The sequence below is a fragment of the Pseudomonas sp. IAC-BECa141 genome (assembly GCF_020544405.1).
GTDB lineage: Bacteria > Pseudomonadota > Gammaproteobacteria > Pseudomonadales > Pseudomonadaceae > Aquipseudomonas.
In genome coordinates this window covers 1,877,532-1,896,757 of record NZ_CP065410.1, presented here as the reverse complement: position 1 = coordinate 1,896,757, position 19,226 = coordinate 1,877,532, and the positions used below count along the sequence as shown (strand labels likewise).

At 60.7% G+C, this 19,226-nt stretch carries 19 protein-coding genes and 2 pseudogenes; 17 read left to right on the top strand and 4 right to left on the bottom strand.

Going from position 1 to position 19,226, the window contains the following annotated elements; genetic code table 11:
- Positions 1-39 precede the first annotated feature (39 nt).
- The 4 genes from I5961_RS08645 (at position 40) to I5961_RS08630 (ending at position 3,426) form a co-directional block, all read left to right on the top strand.
- On the top strand, positions 40-1,398 hold the full coding sequence (locus I5961_RS08645; protein WP_011333188.1) for a nucleobase:cation symporter-2 family protein: 1,359 nt from the start codon (positions 40-42) through the stop codon (positions 1,396-1,398).
- Positions 1,399-1,482: 84 nt separating this feature from the next.
- Positions 1,483-2,268 carry an outer membrane protein OmpK gene (locus I5961_RS08640; RefSeq protein ID WP_227234914.1) on the top strand — a complete coding sequence of 262 codons (786 nt, stop codon included), beginning with the start codon at positions 1,483-1,485 and terminating at the stop codon, positions 2,266-2,268.
- Between the two features lies 1 nt (position 2,269).
- Positions 2,270-2,644 carry a hypothetical protein gene (locus I5961_RS08635; RefSeq protein ID WP_139832634.1) on the top strand — a complete coding sequence of 125 codons (375 nt, stop codon included), beginning with the start codon at positions 2,270-2,272 and terminating at the stop codon, positions 2,642-2,644.
- A complete protein-coding gene (locus tag I5961_RS08630) occupies positions 2,641-3,426 on the top strand; it encodes an outer membrane protein OmpK (RefSeq protein WP_085701125.1) in 786 nt (261 codons plus the stop codon). Before I5961_RS08635 ends, I5961_RS08630 begins: the two co-directional genes overlap by 4 nt.
- A 130-nt stretch (positions 3,427-3,556) precedes the next feature.
- Here the strand turns inward: I5961_RS08630 and I5961_RS08625 are convergent, their stop codons facing one another.
- Both I5961_RS08625 and I5961_RS08620 read right to left on the bottom strand, forming a co-directional pair.
- Positions 3,557-4,729 (bottom strand): patatin-like phospholipase family protein, encoded by a 1,173-nt coding sequence (locus I5961_RS08625; protein ID WP_085705323.1) that lies wholly within the window; start codon positions 4,727-4,729, stop codon positions 3,557-3,559.
- Between the two features lie 36 nt (positions 4,730-4,765).
- Positions 4,766-5,698 (bottom strand): lipid A biosynthesis lauroyl acyltransferase, encoded by a 933-nt coding sequence (locus I5961_RS08620; protein WP_085701123.1) that lies wholly within the window; start codon positions 5,696-5,698, stop codon positions 4,766-4,768.
- A 117-nt stretch (positions 5,699-5,815) separates the two neighbouring features.
- Between I5961_RS08620 and minC the strand changes: the two genes are divergently transcribed.
- The 8 genes and pseudogenes from minC (at position 5,816) to I5961_RS08575 (ending at position 13,068) form a co-directional block, all read left to right on the top strand.
- Positions 5,816-6,553, top strand: a complete 738-nt coding sequence (minC, locus tag I5961_RS08615; protein WP_085701203.1) for a septum site-determining protein MinC — start codon at positions 5,816-5,818, stop codon at positions 6,551-6,553.
- A 169-nt stretch (positions 6,554-6,722) separates the two neighbouring features.
- A complete protein-coding gene (gene minD, locus I5961_RS08610) occupies positions 6,723-7,535 on the top strand; it encodes a septum site-determining protein MinD (protein ID WP_085690474.1) in 813 nt (270 codons plus the stop codon).
- Positions 7,535-7,789 (top strand): cell division topological specificity factor MinE, encoded by a 255-nt coding sequence (gene minE / locus I5961_RS08605; RefSeq protein ID WP_007960071.1) that lies wholly within the window; start codon positions 7,535-7,537, stop codon positions 7,787-7,789. The genes minD and minE overlap by 1 nt, the downstream gene beginning before the upstream one ends.
- A 91-nt stretch (positions 7,790-7,880) precedes the next feature.
- On the top strand, positions 7,881-8,516 hold the full coding sequence (locus I5961_RS08600) for an RluA family pseudouridine synthase (RefSeq protein ID WP_007960072.1): 636 nt from the start codon (positions 7,881-7,883) through the stop codon (positions 8,514-8,516).
- A 46-nt stretch (positions 8,517-8,562) separates the two neighbouring features.
- Positions 8,563-9,157: pseudogene (locus I5961_RS08595) on the top strand (hypothetical protein).
- A 76-nt stretch (positions 9,158-9,233) separates the two neighbouring features.
- Positions 9,234-10,523: a M18 family aminopeptidase gene (locus I5961_RS08585; RefSeq protein ID WP_007960074.1), complete on the top strand. Its 1,290-nt coding sequence runs from the start codon at positions 9,234-9,236 to the stop codon at positions 10,521-10,523.
- 132 nt (positions 10,524-10,655) lie between these two features.
- Complete coding sequence (locus tag I5961_RS08580) at positions 10,656-10,832, top strand: hypothetical protein (protein WP_007960078.1); 177 nt, start codon at positions 10,656-10,658, stop codon at positions 10,830-10,832.
- A 76-nt stretch (positions 10,833-10,908) separates the two neighbouring features.
- Positions 10,909-13,068: a mechanosensitive ion channel family protein gene (locus tag I5961_RS08575; protein ID WP_227234909.1), complete on the top strand. Its 2,160-nt coding sequence runs from the start codon at positions 10,909-10,911 to the stop codon at positions 13,066-13,068.
- A 409-nt stretch (positions 13,069-13,477) separates the two neighbouring features.
- Here the strand turns inward: I5961_RS08575 and I5961_RS08570 are convergent, their stop codons facing one another.
- Positions 13,478-14,191: a UTRA domain-containing protein gene (locus I5961_RS08570; RefSeq protein WP_085701120.1), complete on the bottom strand. Its 714-nt coding sequence runs from the start codon at positions 14,189-14,191 to the stop codon at positions 13,478-13,480.
- A gap of 351 nt (positions 14,192-14,542) precedes the next feature.
- Here I5961_RS08570 and I5961_RS08565 point away from each other — a divergent pair, with 351 nt between their 5' ends.
- A complete protein-coding gene (locus I5961_RS08565; RefSeq protein ID WP_227234907.1) occupies positions 14,543-15,607 on the top strand; it encodes an ABC transporter substrate-binding protein in 1,065 nt (354 codons plus the stop codon).
- Between the two features lie 33 nt (positions 15,608-15,640).
- On the opposite strand, the pseudogene I5961_RS28785 reads toward I5961_RS08565, so the two are convergent.
- Positions 15,641-15,758 (bottom strand): annotated as a pseudogene (locus tag I5961_RS28785) (metal ABC transporter ATP-binding protein); the annotation flags it as partial.
- Positions 15,759-15,785: 27 nt separating this feature from the next.
- On the opposite strand from I5961_RS28785, the gene I5961_RS08560 reads away from it, so the two are divergent.
- Genes I5961_RS08560 through I5961_RS08545 form a run of 4 tightly spaced genes read left to right on the top strand, consistent with a single transcriptional unit; the run spans position 15,786 to position 19,207 of the window.
- Positions 15,786-16,592, top strand: a complete 807-nt coding sequence (locus I5961_RS08560; RefSeq protein ID WP_085701119.1) for an alkaline phosphatase family protein — start codon at positions 15,786-15,788, stop codon at positions 16,590-16,592.
- A gap of 5 nt (positions 16,593-16,597) precedes the next feature.
- Entirely contained in the window at positions 16,598-17,434 is an 837-nt protein-coding gene (locus I5961_RS08555) for an ABC transporter permease (protein WP_170929806.1), read from the top strand.
- Positions 17,421-18,221, top strand: a complete 801-nt coding sequence (locus I5961_RS08550; protein ID WP_085690467.1) for an ABC transporter permease — start codon at positions 17,421-17,423, stop codon at positions 18,219-18,221. The genes I5961_RS08555 and I5961_RS08550 overlap by 14 nt, the downstream gene beginning before the upstream one ends.
- Positions 18,218-19,207, top strand: coding sequence for an ABC transporter ATP-binding protein (locus tag I5961_RS08545; protein WP_011333173.1), 990 nt, complete (start codon positions 18,218-18,220; stop codon positions 19,205-19,207). Before I5961_RS08550 ends, I5961_RS08545 begins: the two co-directional genes overlap by 4 nt.
- Positions 19,208-19,226 lie beyond the last annotated feature (19 nt).

The window sequence follows — 19,226 nt, the reverse complement described above, 5'->3', positions numbered from 1 at the left end:
GCTGTTCATCACAAGAATAAAAAAGATCCGAGGTGTTGCATGTCCGAGCTGTCCAAAGCGCGCATCCCCGACGCACCCGCCATTCAGCGTTTGCCCCTTTTGCAACTGATCCTGGTCGGTTTGCAACATGTACTGCTGATGTACGGCGGCGCCATCGCGGTACCGCTGATCATCGGACAGGCCGCTGGCCTGAGTCGTGAAGAAATCGCCTTCCTGATCAACGCCGACCTGCTGGTCGCCGGCATCGCCACCATCGTGCAATCCTTGGGGATCGGCCCGATGGGCATTCGCATGCCGGTGATGATGGGCGCCAGTTTTGCCGCCGTCGGCAGCATGGTCGCCATGGCCGGCATGCCCGGCATCGGTCTGCAGGGAATCTTCGGCGCAACCATAGCCGCCGGGTTCTTCGGCATGATCATCGCGCCGTTCATGTCCAAGGTCGTACGCTTCTTCCCTCCCCTGGTGACCGGCACGGTCATCACCTCGATCGGTTTGTCGCTGTTTCCCGTGGCCGTGAACTGGGCCGGTGGCGGCGCTGGCGCCGCACAATTCGGTTCACCGATTTACCTGGCCATCGCCGCACTGGTGCTGGCCACCATTCTGTTGATCCACCGCTTCATGCGTGGTTTCTGGGTCAACATTTCCGTGCTGATCGGCATGTGCCTGGGCTACGTGCTCTGCGGCGCCATCGGCATGGTCGACCTGAGCGGCATGGCCAACGCGCCATGGGTTCAGTTCGTCACCCCGCTGCATTTCGGCATGCCGAAGTTCGAACTGGCGCCGATCCTGTCGATGTGCCTGGTGGTGGTGATCATCTTCGTCGAGTCCACCGGGATGTTCCTTGCGCTGGGCAAGATCACCGGCCAGGAAGTCTGCCCGCGCATGCTGCGTCGCGGACTGCTGTGTGATGCCGGCGCATCGTTCTTCGCCGGATTCTTCAACACTTTCACCCACTCCTCCTTCGCGCAGAACATCGGACTGGTGCAGATGACCGGCGTGCGCTGCCGCTCGGTGACCATCGTTGCCGGCGGCTTGCTGATCGTCCTGAGCCTGCTGCCGAAAGCGGCGTTCCTGGTGGCGTCGATTCCACCGGCGGTGCTGGGCGGGGCGGCGATCGCGATGTTCGGCATGGTGGCGGCGACCGGCATCAAGATTTTGCAGGAAGCCGACATTGGCGACCGGCGCAATCAATTGCTGGTGGCGGTGAGCATCGGCATGGGCCTGATTCCCGTGGTCCGTCCGGAATTCTTCGCCCACCTGCCGTTGTGGATGAGCCCGATCACCCACAGCGGGATCGCCATGGCCACCCTGAGCGCGCTGACGCTGAACCTGTTGTTCAACATTCTCGGTGGCGCCGAACGCGCCGCGATCAACGACTGCCACGCACACCCGCACTGATCCGAAGAGTAAAAAAGGGGCTCGCCAACGCCAGCCCCTCGCGACAGCTTTGCCTCAAACAATAAAAACAAGAGGGAGCAACAGATGATCCGGACTCAAACCAACGTGTTGTTGAGCGGCGGCCTGCTGGCCGCATCCCAGGCCATGGCCGGCGATTTATTGCTGTGGCAGACCAACAGCCTGAGCTACCTGTACGGCAAGAACTTCGCGATCAACCCGTCGATCCAGCAGACGGTGACGTTCGAGCACGCCGACAAATGGAAATACGGTGACAACTTCCTGTTCGTCGACAAGATCTTCTACAACGGTAAGGAAGACCGCAACAAAGGCCCCCACGCGTTCTACGGCGAATTCAGCCCGCGCCTGTCGTTCGGCAAGATCCTCGACAGGAAGCTGGAGTTCGGCCCGATCAGGGACGTGCTGCTGGCCATGACCTACGAGTACGGCGAAGGCGACAGCGAGGCCTATCTGATCGGTCCCGGCTTCGACCTCAAGGTGCCGGGTTTCAACTATTTCATCCTGAATTTCTATCGCCGCCAGACCGAAGGCCCGCGCCCTGGCGACGGAGTCTGGCAGATCACTCCCGGCTGGTCCTACAGCATTCCCGTGGGCAATTCCGACCTGCTCATCGACGGCTATCTGGACTGGGTGGTCGACAACGACCAGAACTCGCGCGGCACCTATCACGCCAACCTGCACATCAACCCGCAGATCAAATACGACTTGGGCAAAGCCCTTGGCTGGGGCGAAAAGCAGGTGTACGTCGGCACCGAATACAGCTACTGGAAAAATAAATACGGCATCGAAAACACCCACAGTTTCGACACCAATCAGAACACCGCCAGCCTGCTGGTGAAGGTGCACTTCTAAGATGACCCGCAACCGTGCGCCTTACCTGTCGTCGGTGCTCTGTTGCGGGGCACTTGAGGCCTGGCCGTTGAGTCAGTATTCTCCGCGGCCTCCTGAATTCGGTCTAAAAAAAAGCCCGAATTTAATTCCTGACCGAAAAGCCAACTTATCCCGGCCGCGGTCAGTACCGAGGCATCCCGAAAACACGCTCAATCGACTGTTTTTCAGCAGCCGACGGGCGTTTTTTTGTTTTTCGAAAAGCCTTGGCTCAGCTCTTGCTAACAGCATGAAAGCTGACCGGATGGATGATTTTTGCTGCAACGAAAAAAGGCGCCACACCAGAGCGCCGACTCAAAAAAATAAACGTGGAACACCTACTTTGGGAGCAACCGAATGAAACGTATGTGCACCAGCCTGATGCTCGCGGGATCGCTGCTGGCAGGGGGTCAGGCCATGGCCGACGGCCTGCTGCAATGGCAGAACAACAGCCTGACCTACCTTTACGGCAAGGACTTCAAGGTCAACCCGGCCATCCAGCAGACCGTCACCTTCGAGCACGCCGATGCCTGGAAGTACGGGGACAACTTTTTGTTCGTCGACAAGATTTTCTACAACGGCAAGCCTGACGGTGGTGTCGGCAACAACACTTACTACGGCGAATTCAGTCCACGCCTGTCGTTAGGCAAGATCCTCGATCAGAAGATCGAATTCGGCCCGGTCAAAGACGTGCTGCTGGCGATGACCTACGAGTTCGGCGAAGGCGACGTCGAGTCCTACCTGATCGGTCCAGGCTTCGACCTGGCGATTCCCGGCTTCGACTACTTCCAGTTGAACTTCTATCAGCGTCACACCGAAGGCTCGCGTCCGGGCGACAATGTCTGGCAGATCACACCGGTCTGGTCTTACACCATTCCGGTCGGCGACTCGAACATCCTGATCGATGGTTTCATGGACTGGGTGGTCGACAACGACGTTAACAGCAAGGGCGAATACCACGCCAACCTGCACTTCAACCCACAGGTCAAATACGACCTGGGCAAGGCGCTGAATTTCGGCGAGAAGCAGCTGTACGTCGGTGTTGAATACGACTACTGGAAAGACAAGTACGGGATTGATGACACCCGTGCCTTCACCACCAATCAGAACGTGACCAGCTTCCTGGTGAAATTCCACTTCTGATCCGGCGGCGTCCTTACGGACGCCATCGCGAGCAAGCTCGCTCCCCCAGGGTCACGCGCCGTTCACAGCGGTTGTGTACACCGCAGAACCCTGTGGGAGCTGGCTTGCCAGCGATTGCTGCGCCCAAATCTCAAGCGGGAACCAGCGCCTCGCCGATCCCGAGAAACCGGCACAGCTCATCGCGCTTGGCCAAGGCATCGCGCCGCCCAAGGTCGATCAATTCGCTGCAATACCCCGCCTCGAACAGCAAGTAACTCAACACCCCTGCCCCGCTCGTCTTGGTCGCCCCCGGCCCACGCAAGAACAACCGCAACGCCGCCGGCAGTTCCTGGCGATGCCGCGCCGCGATTTCATCGATCGGCTGACTTGGTGAAATCACCAGCACTTCAACCGGCGCCACACCCAGCGCGCGGGTCGGCGTGCCTTCGGGCATCAGCCGGCTGAACTGGTTGAGACGCTGAAGCAATTCGATATCGCTTTCCAGGCTATCAATGAAGGTGCTGTTGAGCATGTGCCCGCCGATCTGCGCCAGTGTCGGCTGTTGACCGGTGTAGGTGCGCTCCAGTGGTTGCGCCGGATCAAAACCGCGCGGGTTGCCGCTGACACCCACCACCAGCACCCGGCTCGCCCCCAGGTGCAGCGCCGGACTGATCGGCGCTGACTGCCGCACCGCGCCATCGCCGAAATACTCCTCGCCGATTTTCACCGGCGCGAACAATAGGGGGATCGCCGAACTGGCCAGCAAGTGCTCAACCGACAACTGCGTCGGCACGCCGATGCGACGGTGACGCAGCCAGGAATCGATGGTGCCGCCGCCCTGGTAGAAGGTCACCGCTTGCCCGGACTCGTAGCCGAACGCCGTCACTGCAACCGCGTGCAATTGCTTGCGCGCGATGGATTCGGCGATGCCGGGCATGTGCAGTTTTTCATTGAGAAGATGACGCAGCGGCGAACTGTCGAGCAGCGCCACCGGCACTTGCCGGCCCATGCCCAACAGACTGTGGCTGACAAAACGACTGGCCTGGCGGATCACCCCCGGCCAGTCGCTGCGCAGCACGCGATGGCTGCGAAAGCCTTGCCAGAACAGCGTCAGACGTTCGATGGCGGCGCGAAAATCCGTGGCACCGCTGGCCAGGCTGACCGCGTTGATGGCACCAGCAGAAGTGCCGACGATCACCGGAAACGGATTGTCCGCCCCCAATGGCAGCAATTCGGCGATCGCCGCCAGCACTCCCACTTGATACGCCGCCCGAGCCCCACCGCCGGAAAGAATCAAACCTGTGACCGGTTCAGCTGGGCTCATCGCAACGCTCCGTGGTGCTTGTGGGGATGGGTCAAATCAACCGCGTTTGGCGTACAGCTTCGGCTCGCCCGGTGGCCGGCTCTTGAAGCGTCGGTGCGCCCACAGGTATTGCTCGGGGCATTCACGCAACACGCTTTCGACCCACTGATTGATGCGGATGCAATCTTCCTCTTCGGTCTCGCCCGGGAAACCTTCCAGCGGCGGATGAATCACCAGACGATAACCGCTGCCGTCGGCCAGACGCTCCTGAGTAAACGGCACCACCAGCGCCTTGCCCAACCGGGCGAACTTGCTGGTGGCGGTGACCGTTGCAGCCTGAATGCCGAACAGCGGCACGAAGATACTTTGCTTGGCGCCGTAGTCCTGATCCGGTGCATACCAGATCGCCCGGCCGGAACGCAGCAGCTTGAGCATGCCACGCACGTCGTCACGCTCCACCGCCAGCGAATCGAGGTTGTGCCGCTCGCGGCCCTGACGCTGGACGAAGTCGAACAGCGGATTCTTGTGTTCGCGGTACATCCCGTCGATGGTGTGCTGCTGGCCGAGCAGCGCCGCGCCGATTTCCAGGGTGGTGAAATGCACCGCCATCAGAATCACGCCCTTGCCTTCGCGCTGGGCCTTTTGCAAATGCTCCAGACCTTCGACGTGAGCCAGTTTGGCCAGACGCTGACGCGACCACCACCAGCTCATCGCCATTTCAAAGAAGGCGATGCCGGTGGAGGCAAAGTTTTCCTTGAGCAGGCGCTTGCGTTCGGCGGCGGACTTTTCCGGGAAACACAGTTCCAGATTGCGCTTGGCGATGCGCCGCCGGTCGCCGGCGAAGCGATACATCAGGGCACCGAGAAAACGACCGATGGCCAGCAACGCCGGATAGGGCAGCTGCACGATCAGCCACAACAGCCCGAGGCCGCACCAGAGCGGCCAGAAGCGCGGGGCAAGAAATGCTTTTCGAAAACGCGGGCGATCCATTAAAGCTTCCGTAAATACAGTGGCCGCGCATTCTACATCGTTCGACCCGGCTTGCGGCCTGCGGGCGTTCTCGTTATAAGTCTCGGCACTTTTAGTGACAAGCCGTTGTATGCCGACATGAGCCAAACCGAACCGAAAGACCAAGATCCCGTGTTCCAGCTGAAGGGCAGCATGCTCGCCATTACAGTGCTGGAGCTGTCCCGCAACGACCTGGACAGCCTCGATCGGCAATTGGCCGCCAAAGTCGCCCAGGCACCGAATTTCTTCAGCAACGCGCCGCTGGTTCTGGCGCTGGACAAACTGCCGCCAGGCGAAGGCGCTGTCGACCTGCCGGGCCTGATGCGCGTGTGCCGTCAGCACGGCCTGCGCACCCTGGCGATCCGCGCCAGCCGCATCGAAGACATCGCCGCCGCCATCGCCATCGACATCCCGGTGCTGCCGCCGTCCGGCGCCCGCGAACGACCGCTGGAAAGCGCTGAACCCGTCGCACCGAAGAAGCCGGAAAAACCGCCGGAGCCGGCCGTCAAACCGACCCGCGTCATCACCACGCCAGTACGTGGTGGCCAACAGATATATGCCCAGGGTGGCGATCTGGTGGTGGTGTCCTCGGTCAGCCCGGGGGCGGAACTTCTCGCCGATGGCAACATCCATGTATACGGCCCGATGCGCGGTCGTGCGCTGGCCGGGGTCAAGGGCGACACCAAGGCGCGGATTTTCTGTCAGCAATTGAGCGCTGAACTGATCTCCATCGCAGGCCACTACAAGGTTTCCGAGGACCTGCGTCGCGATCCGATGTGGGGCTCGGGCGTACAGGTCAGCCTGTCGGGCGACGTGTTGAACATCATTCGGCTTTAACGGATACTGCCGCATTTTCCAAGCATCTCTAAAACGTAGCGAAAACGGCTCAAACGAAGTAGGAAAAAGGCCAAAAGCCGAATTCCAGCCAAGGCTGTCCGACTGCAGTAGTTTTCTAGAGATGTTTTTCAGGGGCTGAACAGTCCTTCTTCCTTAGGGGTGAAACACCTTGGCCAAGATTCTCGTGGTTACATCCGGCAAGGGTGGTGTGGGTAAGACCACCACCAGCGCCGCTATCGGTACCGGCCTCGCTCTGCGCGGCCACAAAACAGTGATCGTCGACTTCGACGTGGGCTTGCGTAACCTCGACCTGATCATGGGTTGCGAGCGCCGCGTGGTGTATGACTTCGTCAACGTGGTGAACGGCGAAGCCAACCTGCAACAGGCCCTGATCAAAGACAAGCGCCTGGAAAACCTCTACGTGCTGGCCGCCAGCCAGACCCGCGACAAGGACGCGCTGACCCAGGAAGGCGTGGAAAAAGTCCTGATGGAGCTCAAGGAGCAATTCGAGTTCGTCGTCTGCGACTCCCCGGCGGGCATCGAGAAAGGCGCGCACCTGGCCATGTACTTCGCTGACGAAGCGATCGTCGTGACCAACCCGGAAGTGTCCTCGGTACGTGACTCCGACCGCATGCTGGGCCTGCTGGCCAGCAAGTCCCGTCGCGCCGAAAAAGGCGAAGAGCCGATCCAGGAACACCTGCTGATCACCCGCTACCACCCGGAGCGCGTCGAAAAAGGCGAAATGCTGGGCGTCGAAGACGTCAAGGAAATCCTCGCCGTACGCCTGCTGGGCGTCATTCCGGAATCCCAGGCCGTACTCAAGGCCTCCAACCAGGGCGTACCTGTGATCCTCGATGATCAAAGCGACGCCGGCCAGGCCTACAGCGATACCGTTGATCGCCTGCTGGGCAAGGAAAAAGAACACCGGTTCCTGAATGTCGAGAAGAAGGGATTCTTCGAGCGTCTGTTTGGAGGTAGGTAATGAACCTTTTTGACTTCTTTCGTGCCAACAAAAAGCCAAGTACCGCCTCGGTCGCGAAAGAGCGTCTACAGATCATCGTGGCGCATGAACGCGGCCAGCGCAGCACCCCTGACTACCTGCCATCCTTGCAGAAGGAACTGGTGGAAGTGATCCGCAAGTACGTCAACATCGGCAACGACGACGTACACGTGGCACTGGAGAGCCAGGGCAGCTGCTCGATTCTGGAACTCAACATCACCCTGCCAGACCGCTGAGTCGATCCGGCAGGAACGACGGCGGCTCAGGACCCTTCCGATAGTGGAGGGGCCCTGAGCCGCCGTTGGCATTTGTTACGAGGCTGTTTTAATGCCGTTGTCCAACGTCCAAATCATTCATCAGGACGCCGCCGTTCTGGTGGTGAACAAACCGACCCTGTTGCTCTCCGTCCCCGGCCGGGCCGACGACAACAAGGACTGCCTGATCACCCGCCTGCAGGAAAACGGCTACCCGGAAGCGCGAATCGTCCATCGCCTGGACTGGGAAACGTCGGGGATCATCCTGCTGGCCCGCGACGCCGATACCCACCGCGAACTGTCACGCCAGTTTCATGATCGTGAAACAGAGAAAGCCTACACCGCGCTCTGCTGGGGCCAGCCGGAACTGGACAGCGGCAGCATCGACTTGCCGTTGCGCTACGACCCGCCGACCAAACCGCGCCATGTGGTGGATCACGAACTCGGCAAGCACGCGCTGACTTTCTGGCGTGTACTGGAGCGTTGCGGCGACTGGTGCCGCGTCGAACTCACGCCGATCACCGGCCGCTCGCACCAGTTGCGGGTGCACATGCTGTCGATCGGCCATCCGTTGCTCGGTGACGGCCTCTACGCCCACGAGCAAGCCCTCGCGGCCTGGCCACGACTGTGCCTGCACGCGAGCATGCTCAGCTTCACCCACCCACAGTCCGGCGAACGCTTGCGCTTCGAATGCCCGGCACCGTTTTAAGCACTGCCTGACCGGCAGTCGCCCGTTTTAAAGGATTTTGTTCCGGATGAGTTGTACTGATTCCCTGGCAACACCCGTCAAGAAGACCCGTCATCAACTGCTCTACCTGATTTACGGCAATCAGGATGTCTACCGGCGCGAAGCCAAATTCAGCATCCTCACCGCCCTGTCCCAGGCCAAAAACGGCAAACGTCCGGCGATCAGAATTCTCACTGACCGGCCGCAGGACTACGAAGGCTGGCCGGTCGACACCGTGTTGCTCGACGAAGCGACCCTGACGCGCTGGCAGGGACACAACGGCTACCACCATCGGCGCAAGGCCTGCGCGATTGCCGCCGGTATGCAACTGGTCGAGAAAACCCTGTTCGTCGACACCGACACCCTGTTCACCAGCCCCCCCGAGCAGCCTGTTCCAATACATCGATGCGAATCAGTCGGTGATGGATCACCCCTACTACAGCGCCTGTCGTCATGAATGGTGGGAATGCGCGTCGCGGGAGATTCTGCGCTGGGACGAGAGCCGTCAGAAAAAGCTGCTCAATCAGAGCCGCTGGCCAAAACAACTGCCTCGTCCGGACAAGCCTGAAGACGAAAAAGTGATCATGAACTATCTGAAAAAAAGGGTGGCCGCCGCTCGTTGATGCGAGTGGCACATGTCTAGTCCCAAGCATCAGGCCGATGCGTTAAACTCCCGCCCATTGCTGTCTGGAGCTTCTTATGCGCGAAGAGTTGAACCAAGGCCTGATCGACTTCCTCAAGGCCTCCCCTACCCCGTTCCACGCCACCGCCAGCCTTGTTCAACGGCTGGAGGCCGCCGGTTATGTGCGCCTCGACGAGCGTGAAACCTGGCACACCGAAGCCAATGGTCGTTACTACGTCACCCGTAACGACTCCTCGATTGTCGCGATCAAGATGGGCCGCAACTCACCGCTGCACGACGGCATCCGTCTGGTCGGCGCCCACACCGACAGCCCGTGCCTGCGAGTCAAACCACAACCTGAGCTGCAGCGCCAGGGCTTCTGGCAGCTCGGCGTCGAAGTCTACGGCGGTGCGCTGCTCGCACCGTGGTTCGACCGCGACCTGTCGCTGGCCGGCCGCGTCACCTTCCGCCGTGACGGCAAGGTCGAAAGCCAATTGATCGACTTCAAGGCCCCGATCGCGATCATTCCCAACCTGGCCATTCACCTCAACCGTGAAGCCAACCAGGGCTGGGCCATCAACGCCCAGACCGAACTGCCACCGATTCTCGCGCAGTTCGCCGGTGATGAGCGGGTGGACTTTCGCGCGGTGCTCACCGACCAACTGGCTCGCGAGCATGGCCTCAACGCCGACGTGGTGCTGGATTACGAGCTGAGTTTCTACGACACCCAAAGCGCCGCCGTCATCGGCCTGCATGGCGACTTCATCGCCGGTGCGCGTCTGGACAACCTGCTGTCGTGCTACGCCGGCCTGCAAGCCTTGCTGACCGCCGACACCGAAGAGACCTGCGTGCTGGTGTGTAACGACCACGAAGAAGTCGGTTCCTGCTCTGCCTGCGGCGCTGATGGCCCGATGCTGGAGCAGACCCTGCGCCGTCTGTTGCCGGAAGGTGACGAGTTCGTGCGCACCATCCAGAAATCCCTGCTGGTCTCGGCCGACAACGCCCACGGCGTGCACCCGAACTACGCCGAAAAGCACGACGCCAATCACGGTCCGAAACTCAACGCCGGCCCGGTGATCAAGGTCAACAGCAACCAGCGCTACGCCACCAACAGTGAAACCGCCGGTTTCTTCCGCCATCTGTGCATGGCCGAAGAAGTCCCGGTGCAGAGCTTCGTGGTACGCAGCGACATGGGTTGCGGCTCGACCATCGGCCCGATCACCGCCAGCCACCTGGGCGTGCGCACCGTCGATATCGGCCTGCCGACGTTCGCCATGCACTCGATCCGCGAACTGTGCGGCAGCCACGACCTGGCCCACCTGGTCAAAGTGCTGAGCGCGTTCTACGCCAGTCGCGAACTGCCGTAGGACACAGTCGGGATCGCAGCTTCGGGCTGCGATCCCTCGGCCTGTAAAACCGGCTCGGTTCTGATACAGATCACCACCGGTCGGCCAAATCCCACCTAGACTTAAATCATTTCCTTCGACAAGGCTGTCGCCATGATCTCGATGTCTGCGTTTCACTCCATGCTCATTCCCATCCTGTGCGGAATGATTCTGCTGGCCATCGGCTTCAACTTCCGTGACAAGAACGCCGGTGTGTTCGCCATGTGGATCGGCATGCTGATGATCCTGGCCACCGTGGTCTACAAGATCCTTGCCAAACTCAACGAATAAATCCGCCCCCGGCTCGCATTGAATCTGGCGGGCTCGTACACTCGCCCGATCCGCCCCTTGCGAGGTTGACCGCCTAGTGTTCGCTCGTCTTTTTGCCCTGCCCTGCCTGTTTCTCGTTTGCCTGATGACCCTGATGTCGCCGGCACCTGCCGATGCTGCCGGTCTGCCGGGGCTGCTCACGGGCTCCGGCAATATTCAGCCCGAAGCCCAGGCACCGCTCGGCCAGTCCCTGGACGAAGTCATCAAGTCGCTGGAAAACGACAAGCAACGCGCCCAGTTGCTGACTGATCTGAAAAAACTGCGCGACGCCACGAAAAAGGCCCAGGCCAGCCCGGAAGAAGGCGTGCTGGGACTGATCGGCGGCACCCTCGCCACCTTCGAAAAACAGTTCACCGGCGCCGACAGCCCGCTCAATCGCTGGTCCGCCGAATTCGACATGGCTCAGGACGAGCTCAAAGGCCTGATGCTGCCGGCCAGCGAATGGCTGCCGATCATCTTCGCCTTCGCCGTGATCCTCGCGGTCTGGAGCCTGCTCGCCGCCGCGCTGATCTGGCTCGGCCACCGGGTACGCATGCGCTTCGGTCTGACCGAAGAACTGCCGCAGAATCCCCGGGCCCTCGACATGTTGCGCTTCGCCCTGCGCAAGCTCGGGCCCTGGCTGATCGCGTTGGTGATCACGGTTTACATGAGCTACGCACTGCCCTCGTCACTGGGCAAAAGCCTGGCGATGGTGCTGGCGTATGCGCTGGTGGTCGGCACCTGTTTCTCGGCCATCTGCGTGATCGCCTTTTCCGTACTCGACGGCCCGCACCGCCATCGCGCGTTGTACATCCTGCGTCACCAGGCCTTCCGCCCGTTATGGCTGATCGGCAGTTTCGCCGCCTTCGGTGAAGCCCTGAGCGATCCGCGACTGGTGGCCGGCCTCGGTGTGCACCTGGCCCACACCGCCGCCACCGTCGCCAATGTCCTTGCGGCGCTGTCGACCGGGCTGTTCATCCTGCGCTTCCGCCGGCCGATCGCCCACCTGATCCGCAACCAGCCGTTGTCCCGGCGCCTGACCCGCCGCGCCCTCAGCGACACCATCGAAATCCTCGGCACCTTCTGGTACGTCCCGGCACTGGTGCTGGTAGGCATTTCCCTCTTCGCCACCTTCATCTCCGCCGGCGACACCAGCACCGCACTGCGCCAGTCACTGATCTGCACCGTGCTGCTGGTGTTGTGCATGGTCATCAACGGCCTCGTCCGCCGCCACGCCCTCAGACCCCAACGTGGCCCGAAACGTCATGCGTTGTATTCCGAGCGCCTGAAAAGCTTTTTCTACACCCTCGCCCATTTACTGGTGTGGCTGGCTTTCATCGAACTCGGCCTGCGGGTCTGGGGCATGTCACTGATCGGCTTCACCGAAGGCGAAGGCCACGACGTCAGCGTAAAAATCTTCAGCCTGATCGGTACGCTGATCTTCGCGTGGCTGATCTGGATTCTCAGCGACACCGCCGTCCACCACGCCCTCACCCGCTCCCGCAAAGGCCTGGCCAACGCCCGCGCGCAAACCATGATGCCGCTGATCCGCAACGTGCTTTTCGTGGCGATCTTCATCATCGCCCTGATCGTCGCCCTGGCAAACATGGGCATGAACGTCACGCCCCTGCTGGCCGGTGCCGGCGTGATCGGTCTGGCCATCGGCTTCGGCGCCCAGTCGCTCGTAGCGGATCTGATCACCGGCCTGTTCATCATCATCGAAGACTCCCTGGCCATCGACGACTACGTCGACGTCGGCGGCCACCTGGGCACCGTCGAAGGCCTGACCATCCGCACCGTTCGCCTGCGGGACATTGACGGCATCGTCCACACCATCCCGTTCAGCGAAATCAAAAGCATCAAAAACTACTCCCGCGAATTCGGCTACGCGATCTTCCGCGTGGCCGTGCCGTTCAACATGAGCATCGATGAAGCCATCAAACTGATGCGCGACGTCGGCCAGAAAATGCGCACAGATCCGCTGCAACGCCGCAACATCTGGTCGCCGCTGGAATTTCAGGGCGTGGAAAGCTTCGAATCCGGCAACGCGATACTGCGCGCAAGGTTCAAGACAGCACCGATCAAACAGTGGGAAGTTTCACGGGCGTTCAACCTGTCGCTGAAACGGCATCTGGATGAGGCCGGCCTGGATCTGGCGACGCCGAGGATGAATGTGCAAGTGATCACCGCAGGCGGTGGTGGCCAAACTCAAGAATAGATCCGGCGAATCTGACCGACTTCCGGCCGCCATCGCTGGCAAGCTAACTCCCACCACTCACCACGATGAGCGTTAGCTCGAGTAAAGCTTTTGATCTTTTGGCCCCATCGGAAGGCTGAGTGGAGGGATTTATCCGGGGGTGGGAGCGCAGCGACCGTGCGGCGCAGCCGCATGCATCGAGAGGAGGTGCAGCGAAGCAAACCGTAGGCGATGCCCCCGGATGAATCCCGGAACGAAGGAACACCGAGCCTCAGCGAGGTGCCGAACGCAGGGGCCCAGCGTTTTGGTTACTTTGGGGCGTTTGCCAAAGTGACTCGCCGTAAGGGCGAAACCGTCAGCGGCAGCACCCGAAGCAACGGATATTCACCCAAAACAACCCAAAACCTGGTCGGCCCAGAGGCCGCCAAGGTCAAACCACATCAACCCCCACGTGAATCGCATCATGCCGCCAAAACTCCAGATCACAATCAATCAACCGCCCGGCCTGATCATAATTAACCCGAGCAATCCTCAACCCCGGACTCCCCACCGAAACCCGTAAAGCCGCTGCCGCATCCACCGACAACGACGTCGGCACAATCTCGAACCGCACCCGCCCATAGTGCAAGTCGTAATGCCGCGCATACAGCTCGGTAATCGACTGATTCAAATCAAACTCCAGAATCCCCGGAAAAAACTGCGGATTCAGATAATGCTCCACATACAACACCAACCGCCCATCGATCCGCCGCGACCGGCAAATCTGAATCACGCTCGACAACGCCGGCAACTGCAACCAGGCACACACCGCCGCTGAAGCCGGTTGCAACCGCGCCGAAATCACCTCGGTCGACGGCACCCGCCCCTGCGCACTGACCATCGCGTGAAAGTGACTGCGCTGCATCAGGTTGTAGGCCAGACGCGGTGGCGACACGAACCAGCCCCGCCGCTCCTCGCGATAAATCTGCCCTTGCGCCTCCAGTTGCAACAAGGCTTCACGCACCGTAATCCGCGTCGTGCCGAACAACTCACTGAGCTTGCGCTCGGCCGGCAACTTGCTCCCCGCCGCCAGCAACCCGTGATCGAGCTGCTCCTGAAGGATCTGGCCAATCGCTGTCACCGCTTTTGTTGCCTCATCGCGCATCAACGTTACCTATCTGGACTAGACCAGCACTGTTTCGGGGCAAAACCGCACAGCTATTGCGCCATTCGGTCGTGTTGCAAGCCTAGGCAGTGCAGATGACCGAGAGATGACAAAACTACCGAACGGTCGCCCTGACAACTTGCAATACATCGGCCAAGTCCCTTGCCCACCGGGACTTTGAGGGTGGTCTACGCTTAGCGGGCAGCCGACGATATCGGCGAAATAAAGGGCGGGTCAGGTATCCGCCGACATCAAAGTGTCATCCAGCCCCCCTACATTGGCTCAGGTATTGCTGACCTAGACCAACACAAACCGCAATCGCAGCGTTGAACACGACCAAGGAGCTTCGGAATGAAACAGCTTTTCCTGGCAACACTGTTAGGCTCGACCATTGCCATGTGCACCGCCGCCATGGCGGCTGATGATCTGAAAACCCTCGAAGCCGCTGCGAAAGCGGAAGGCGCCGTCAACAGCGTCGGCATGCCCGATGACTGGGCCAACTGGAAAGGCACCTGGGAAGACCTGGCCAAGAACTACGGCCTGAAACACATCGACACCGACATGAGTTCGGCCCAGGAAATCGCCAAGTTCGCCGCCGAGAAAGACAACGCCACCGCCGACATCGGCGACGTCGGCGCGGCTTTCGGCCCGATCGCGGTCAAGCAAGGCGTGGTGCAACCGTACAAGCCGACCACCTGGGATCAAGTACCGGACTGGGCCAAGGACAAGGACGGCAACTGGGCACTGGCCTACACCGGCACCATCGCTTTCATCGTCAACAAGAAGCTGCTGCACGGCTCCGAAGTTCCGACCAAATGGGCTGACCTCAAGGGCGGCAAATACAAGGTTTCCATCGGTGACGTGAGCACCGCTGCACAAGCTGCCAACGGTGTACTCGCCGCTGCGCTGGCCAACGGCGGCGACGAGAAAAACCTCCAGCCTGCCCTGCTGCTGTTCGCAGACATCGCCAAGCAGGGTCGCCTGTCGATGGCCAACCCGACCATCGCCACCATGGAAAAAGGCGAGATCGAAGTCGGCGTGGTCTGGGACTTCAACGGCCTGAGCTACAAGTCCAAGATGGCCAACCCGGATGACTACGTGGTGCTGATTCCGTCTGACGGCTCGGTGATTTCCGGCTACACCACCATCATCAACAAATACGCGAAGAACCCGAACGCCGCCAAGCTGACCCGCGAATACATCTTCAGTGACGCCGGCCAGACCAACCTCGCCCGCGGCAACGCTCGCCCGATCCGCGCCGAGCACCTGCAATTGCCGGAAGACGTGAAAGCCAAACTGCTGCCGAACGAGCAGTACAAGAAGGTCACGCCGATCAAGGACGCCGATGCGTGGGAAAAAACCTCCAAGGCCCTGCCGCAGAAGTGGAACGAAGAAGTCATCGTAGAGATGAAGTAAGCCCGTAAGTCCCGCTTCCGGGATTGCTGGAGATCCCTGTGGGAGCGAGCTTGCTCGCGAATGCGGTCTTTCATTCAACATTGATGTTGGCTGACACGACGCCTTCGCGAGCAAGCTCGCTCCCACAAGGGCTCCCGACTGAATCTGAAATTTTCTGTTTCGCGGAGTTTTTGCCCCTATGAAGCACACCGTCATCCTTGTCGTGCTCGACGGCCTCAGTTACGAGGTTGCGTGTCACGCCATGGGGCATCTGCAGGCTTACGTTGGCGCAGGACGCGCCGCGCTCTACCAGCTGGAGTGCGAGCTGCCGGCCCTGTCCCGACCGCTTTACGAATGCATCCTCACCGGCGTGCCACCGATCGAGAGCGGCATCGTCCACAACAACGTCTCGCGCCTGTCCAACCAGCGCAGCATTTATCACTACGCCCGCGATGCCGGTCTGAAAACCGCCGCCGCGGCGTACCACTGGGTCAGCGAGCTCTACAACCGCTCGCCGTTCGTGGCGGCTCGGGATCGGCATACCGATGACCCGACGCTACCGATCCAGCACGGCCACTTCTACTGGAACGATCACTACCCGGACTCGCACCTGTTCGCCGACGCCGAAAACCTGCGCCTGCGCCACGCCCCGGATTTTCTGCTGATCCATCCGATGAACATCGACGACGCCGGCCACAAGCACGGCCTCGACACCCCGCAATACCGCAACAGCGCGCGCAGCGCCGACATCATCCTCGCCGACTACCTGCAAGGCTGGCTCGACGCCGGTTACCAAGTGCTGGTGACTGCCGACCACGGCATGAACAACGACCGCTCGCACAACGGCCTGCTGCCGGAAGAACGCCAGGTGCCGTTGTTCGTACTCGGTGACGCTTTCAGCCTGCACGCCGGCGCCACGCCGAAGCAGACCGACATCTGCGGAACCGTCTGCGAACTGCTCGGCGTACCCCACGACAAACCTGTTTGCCGGGAGTTGCTCAAGTGAACTCAATGACTCGCGGCAAATGGCTGGCCGCCCTGTGCCTGGTGCCTTTCGCGCTGTTCTTTATCGCGTTCGAAATCGCCCCGCTGATCTGGGTGATGATCAACAGCCTGCAATCGGAAGAATTCGGTTGGGGCTTCGCCAACTTCAGCAGGATCTTCAGCTCGAAGTTCTACCTGCAGGCGATTCAGTACAGCCTCGAAATCAGTTTCTGGTCGAGTGTGTTCGGGATCATCATCGCGGTGCTGGGTGCGTACTCCCTGCGCCGGGTCGATTCGAAACTGCGCAACTTCGTCAATGCCTTCGCCAACATGACCAGCAACTTCGCCGGCGTGCCTCTGGCGTTTGCCTTCATCATCCTGCTCGGCTTCAACGGCAGCATCACCATCATGTTGAAGCAGGCCGGGATCATCGAAGACTTCAACCTGTACTCGAAAACCGGGTTGATCATCCTCTACACCTACTTCCAGATTCCCCTCGGCGTCCTGCTGCTGTACCCGGCATTCGATGCGCTGCGTGAAGACTGGCGCGAATCCGCCGCCCTGCTCGGCGCTGACAGCTGGCAGTTCTGGCGCCACATCGGCCTGCCGGTGCTGACCCCGGCCCTGCTCGGCACCTTCGTGATCCTGCTGGCCAATGCCCTCGGCGCCTACGCCACGGTTTACGCGCTGACCACCGGCAACTTCAACGTATTGCCGATCCGGATTGCGGCGATGGTGTCCGGCGACATTTCCCTCGATCCGAACCTGGCCAGCGCCCTGGCCGTCGTGCTGGTGGCGCTGATGACCCTGGTGACCGTCGTGCATCAACTGTTGCTGAAGAGGAGCTACCATGTCTCGCGCTGAATCCGGCCCGGCCGGCGTCTACCACCGCGTCGTGGTGTATCTGCTGTTCGCCATCCTGCTTCTGCCGCTGCTGGGCACGCTGATCTACTCGATCGCCAGCAGCTGGTCGGCCACCATCCTGCCCAGCGGTTTCACTTTCAAGTGGTACGTCCAGTTGTGGAGCGACCCGCGCTTCCTGCACGCCTTCGGCCAGTCGCTGCTGGTGTGCGTCGGCGCGCTGATCCTGTCGGTGGTGCTGATCCTGCCGCTGCTGTTCGTGGTGCATTACCACTTCCCGAAACTCGATGCGCTGATGAACATCCTGATCCTGCTGCCCTTTGCGGTGCCGCCGGTGGTGTCGTCGGTGGGGCTGTTGCAGCTTTACGGTTCCGGGCCGTTCGCGATGGTCGGCACGCCGTGGATCCTGATCGGTTGCTACTTCACCGTTGCCCTGCCGTTCATGTACCGGGCGATCACCAACAACCTGCAAGCGATCAACCTGCGCGACTTGATGGACGCCGCCCAACTGCTCGGCGCCAGCACCTTTCAGGCAGCTTTCCTGGTGGTGCTGCCGAACCTGCGCAAAGGCCTGATGGTCGCCTTGCTGTTGTCGTTCTCGTTCCTGTTCGGTGAGTTCGTGTTCGCCAACATTCTGGTCGGCACCCGCTACGAAACCCTGCAGGTCTACCTCAACAACATGCGTAACAGCAGCGGCCACTTCACCAGTGCGCTGGTGATCTCCTACTTCTTTTTCGTGCTGGTCCTGACCTGGGTCGCCAACATCTTGAACAAGGACAAAAGCGAATGAGCTATGTCAGCGTCCAACACCTTCAGAAAAACTACGCGGGCACCACGGTGTTCAGCGACATCAACTGCGAAATCCAGAAGGGTGAATTCGTCACCCTGCTCGGCCCATCGGGTTGCGGCAAATCCACCTTGCTGCGCTGCATCGCCGGCCTGACGCCGGTGGATGGCGGCAAGATTCTGCTCGATGGCGTCGACATCGTGCCGCTCACCCCGCAGAAACGCGGGATCGGCATGGTGTTCCAGAGCTACGCGCTGTTTCCCAACATGACCGTTGAACAGAACGTCGCCTTCGGTTTGCGCATGCAAAAGGTCAACGCCGACGACAGCCACAAGCGGGTTGCCGAAGTGTTGAAACTGGTTGAACTCAACGATTTCGCCAGCCGCTATCCGCATCAGCTGTCCGGCGGTCAATGCCAGCGTGTCGCCCTCGCCCGCTCGCTGGTCACCCGTCCGCGCCTGTTGCTGCTGGATGAACCGCTGTCGGCCCTCGATGCACGGATTCGCAAACACCTGCGTGAGCAGATCCGTCAGATCCAGCGCGAACTCGGCCTGACCACGATTTTCGTCACACACGATCAGGAAGAAGCGCTGACCATGTCTGACCGGATTTTCCTGATGAATCAGGGAAAGATCGTACAAAGCGGCGACGCCGAAACCCTCTACACCGCGCCGGTCGACGTGTTCGCTGCCGGCTTCATCGGCAACTACAATCTGCTGGATGCCGAAAGTGCGTCGAAGCTGTTGCAGCGGCCGATCAACCACCGCATCGCGATTCGCCCGGAGGCCATCGAATTGAGTCTGAGCGGTGAGCCCGACGCGCAAATCCGCAGCCACAGCCTGCTGGGCAACGTGATTCGCTACCGCGTCGAAGCCCGAGGCGTGGAACTGGTGGTGGATGTGCTCAACCGTTCGGCAGCGGATCTGCATCCCGACGGTCAGCGCCTGTCACTTTCCATCGATCCCACCGCCCTGTGTGAGGTAGCCTGATGACTTTGCTGACACCCAA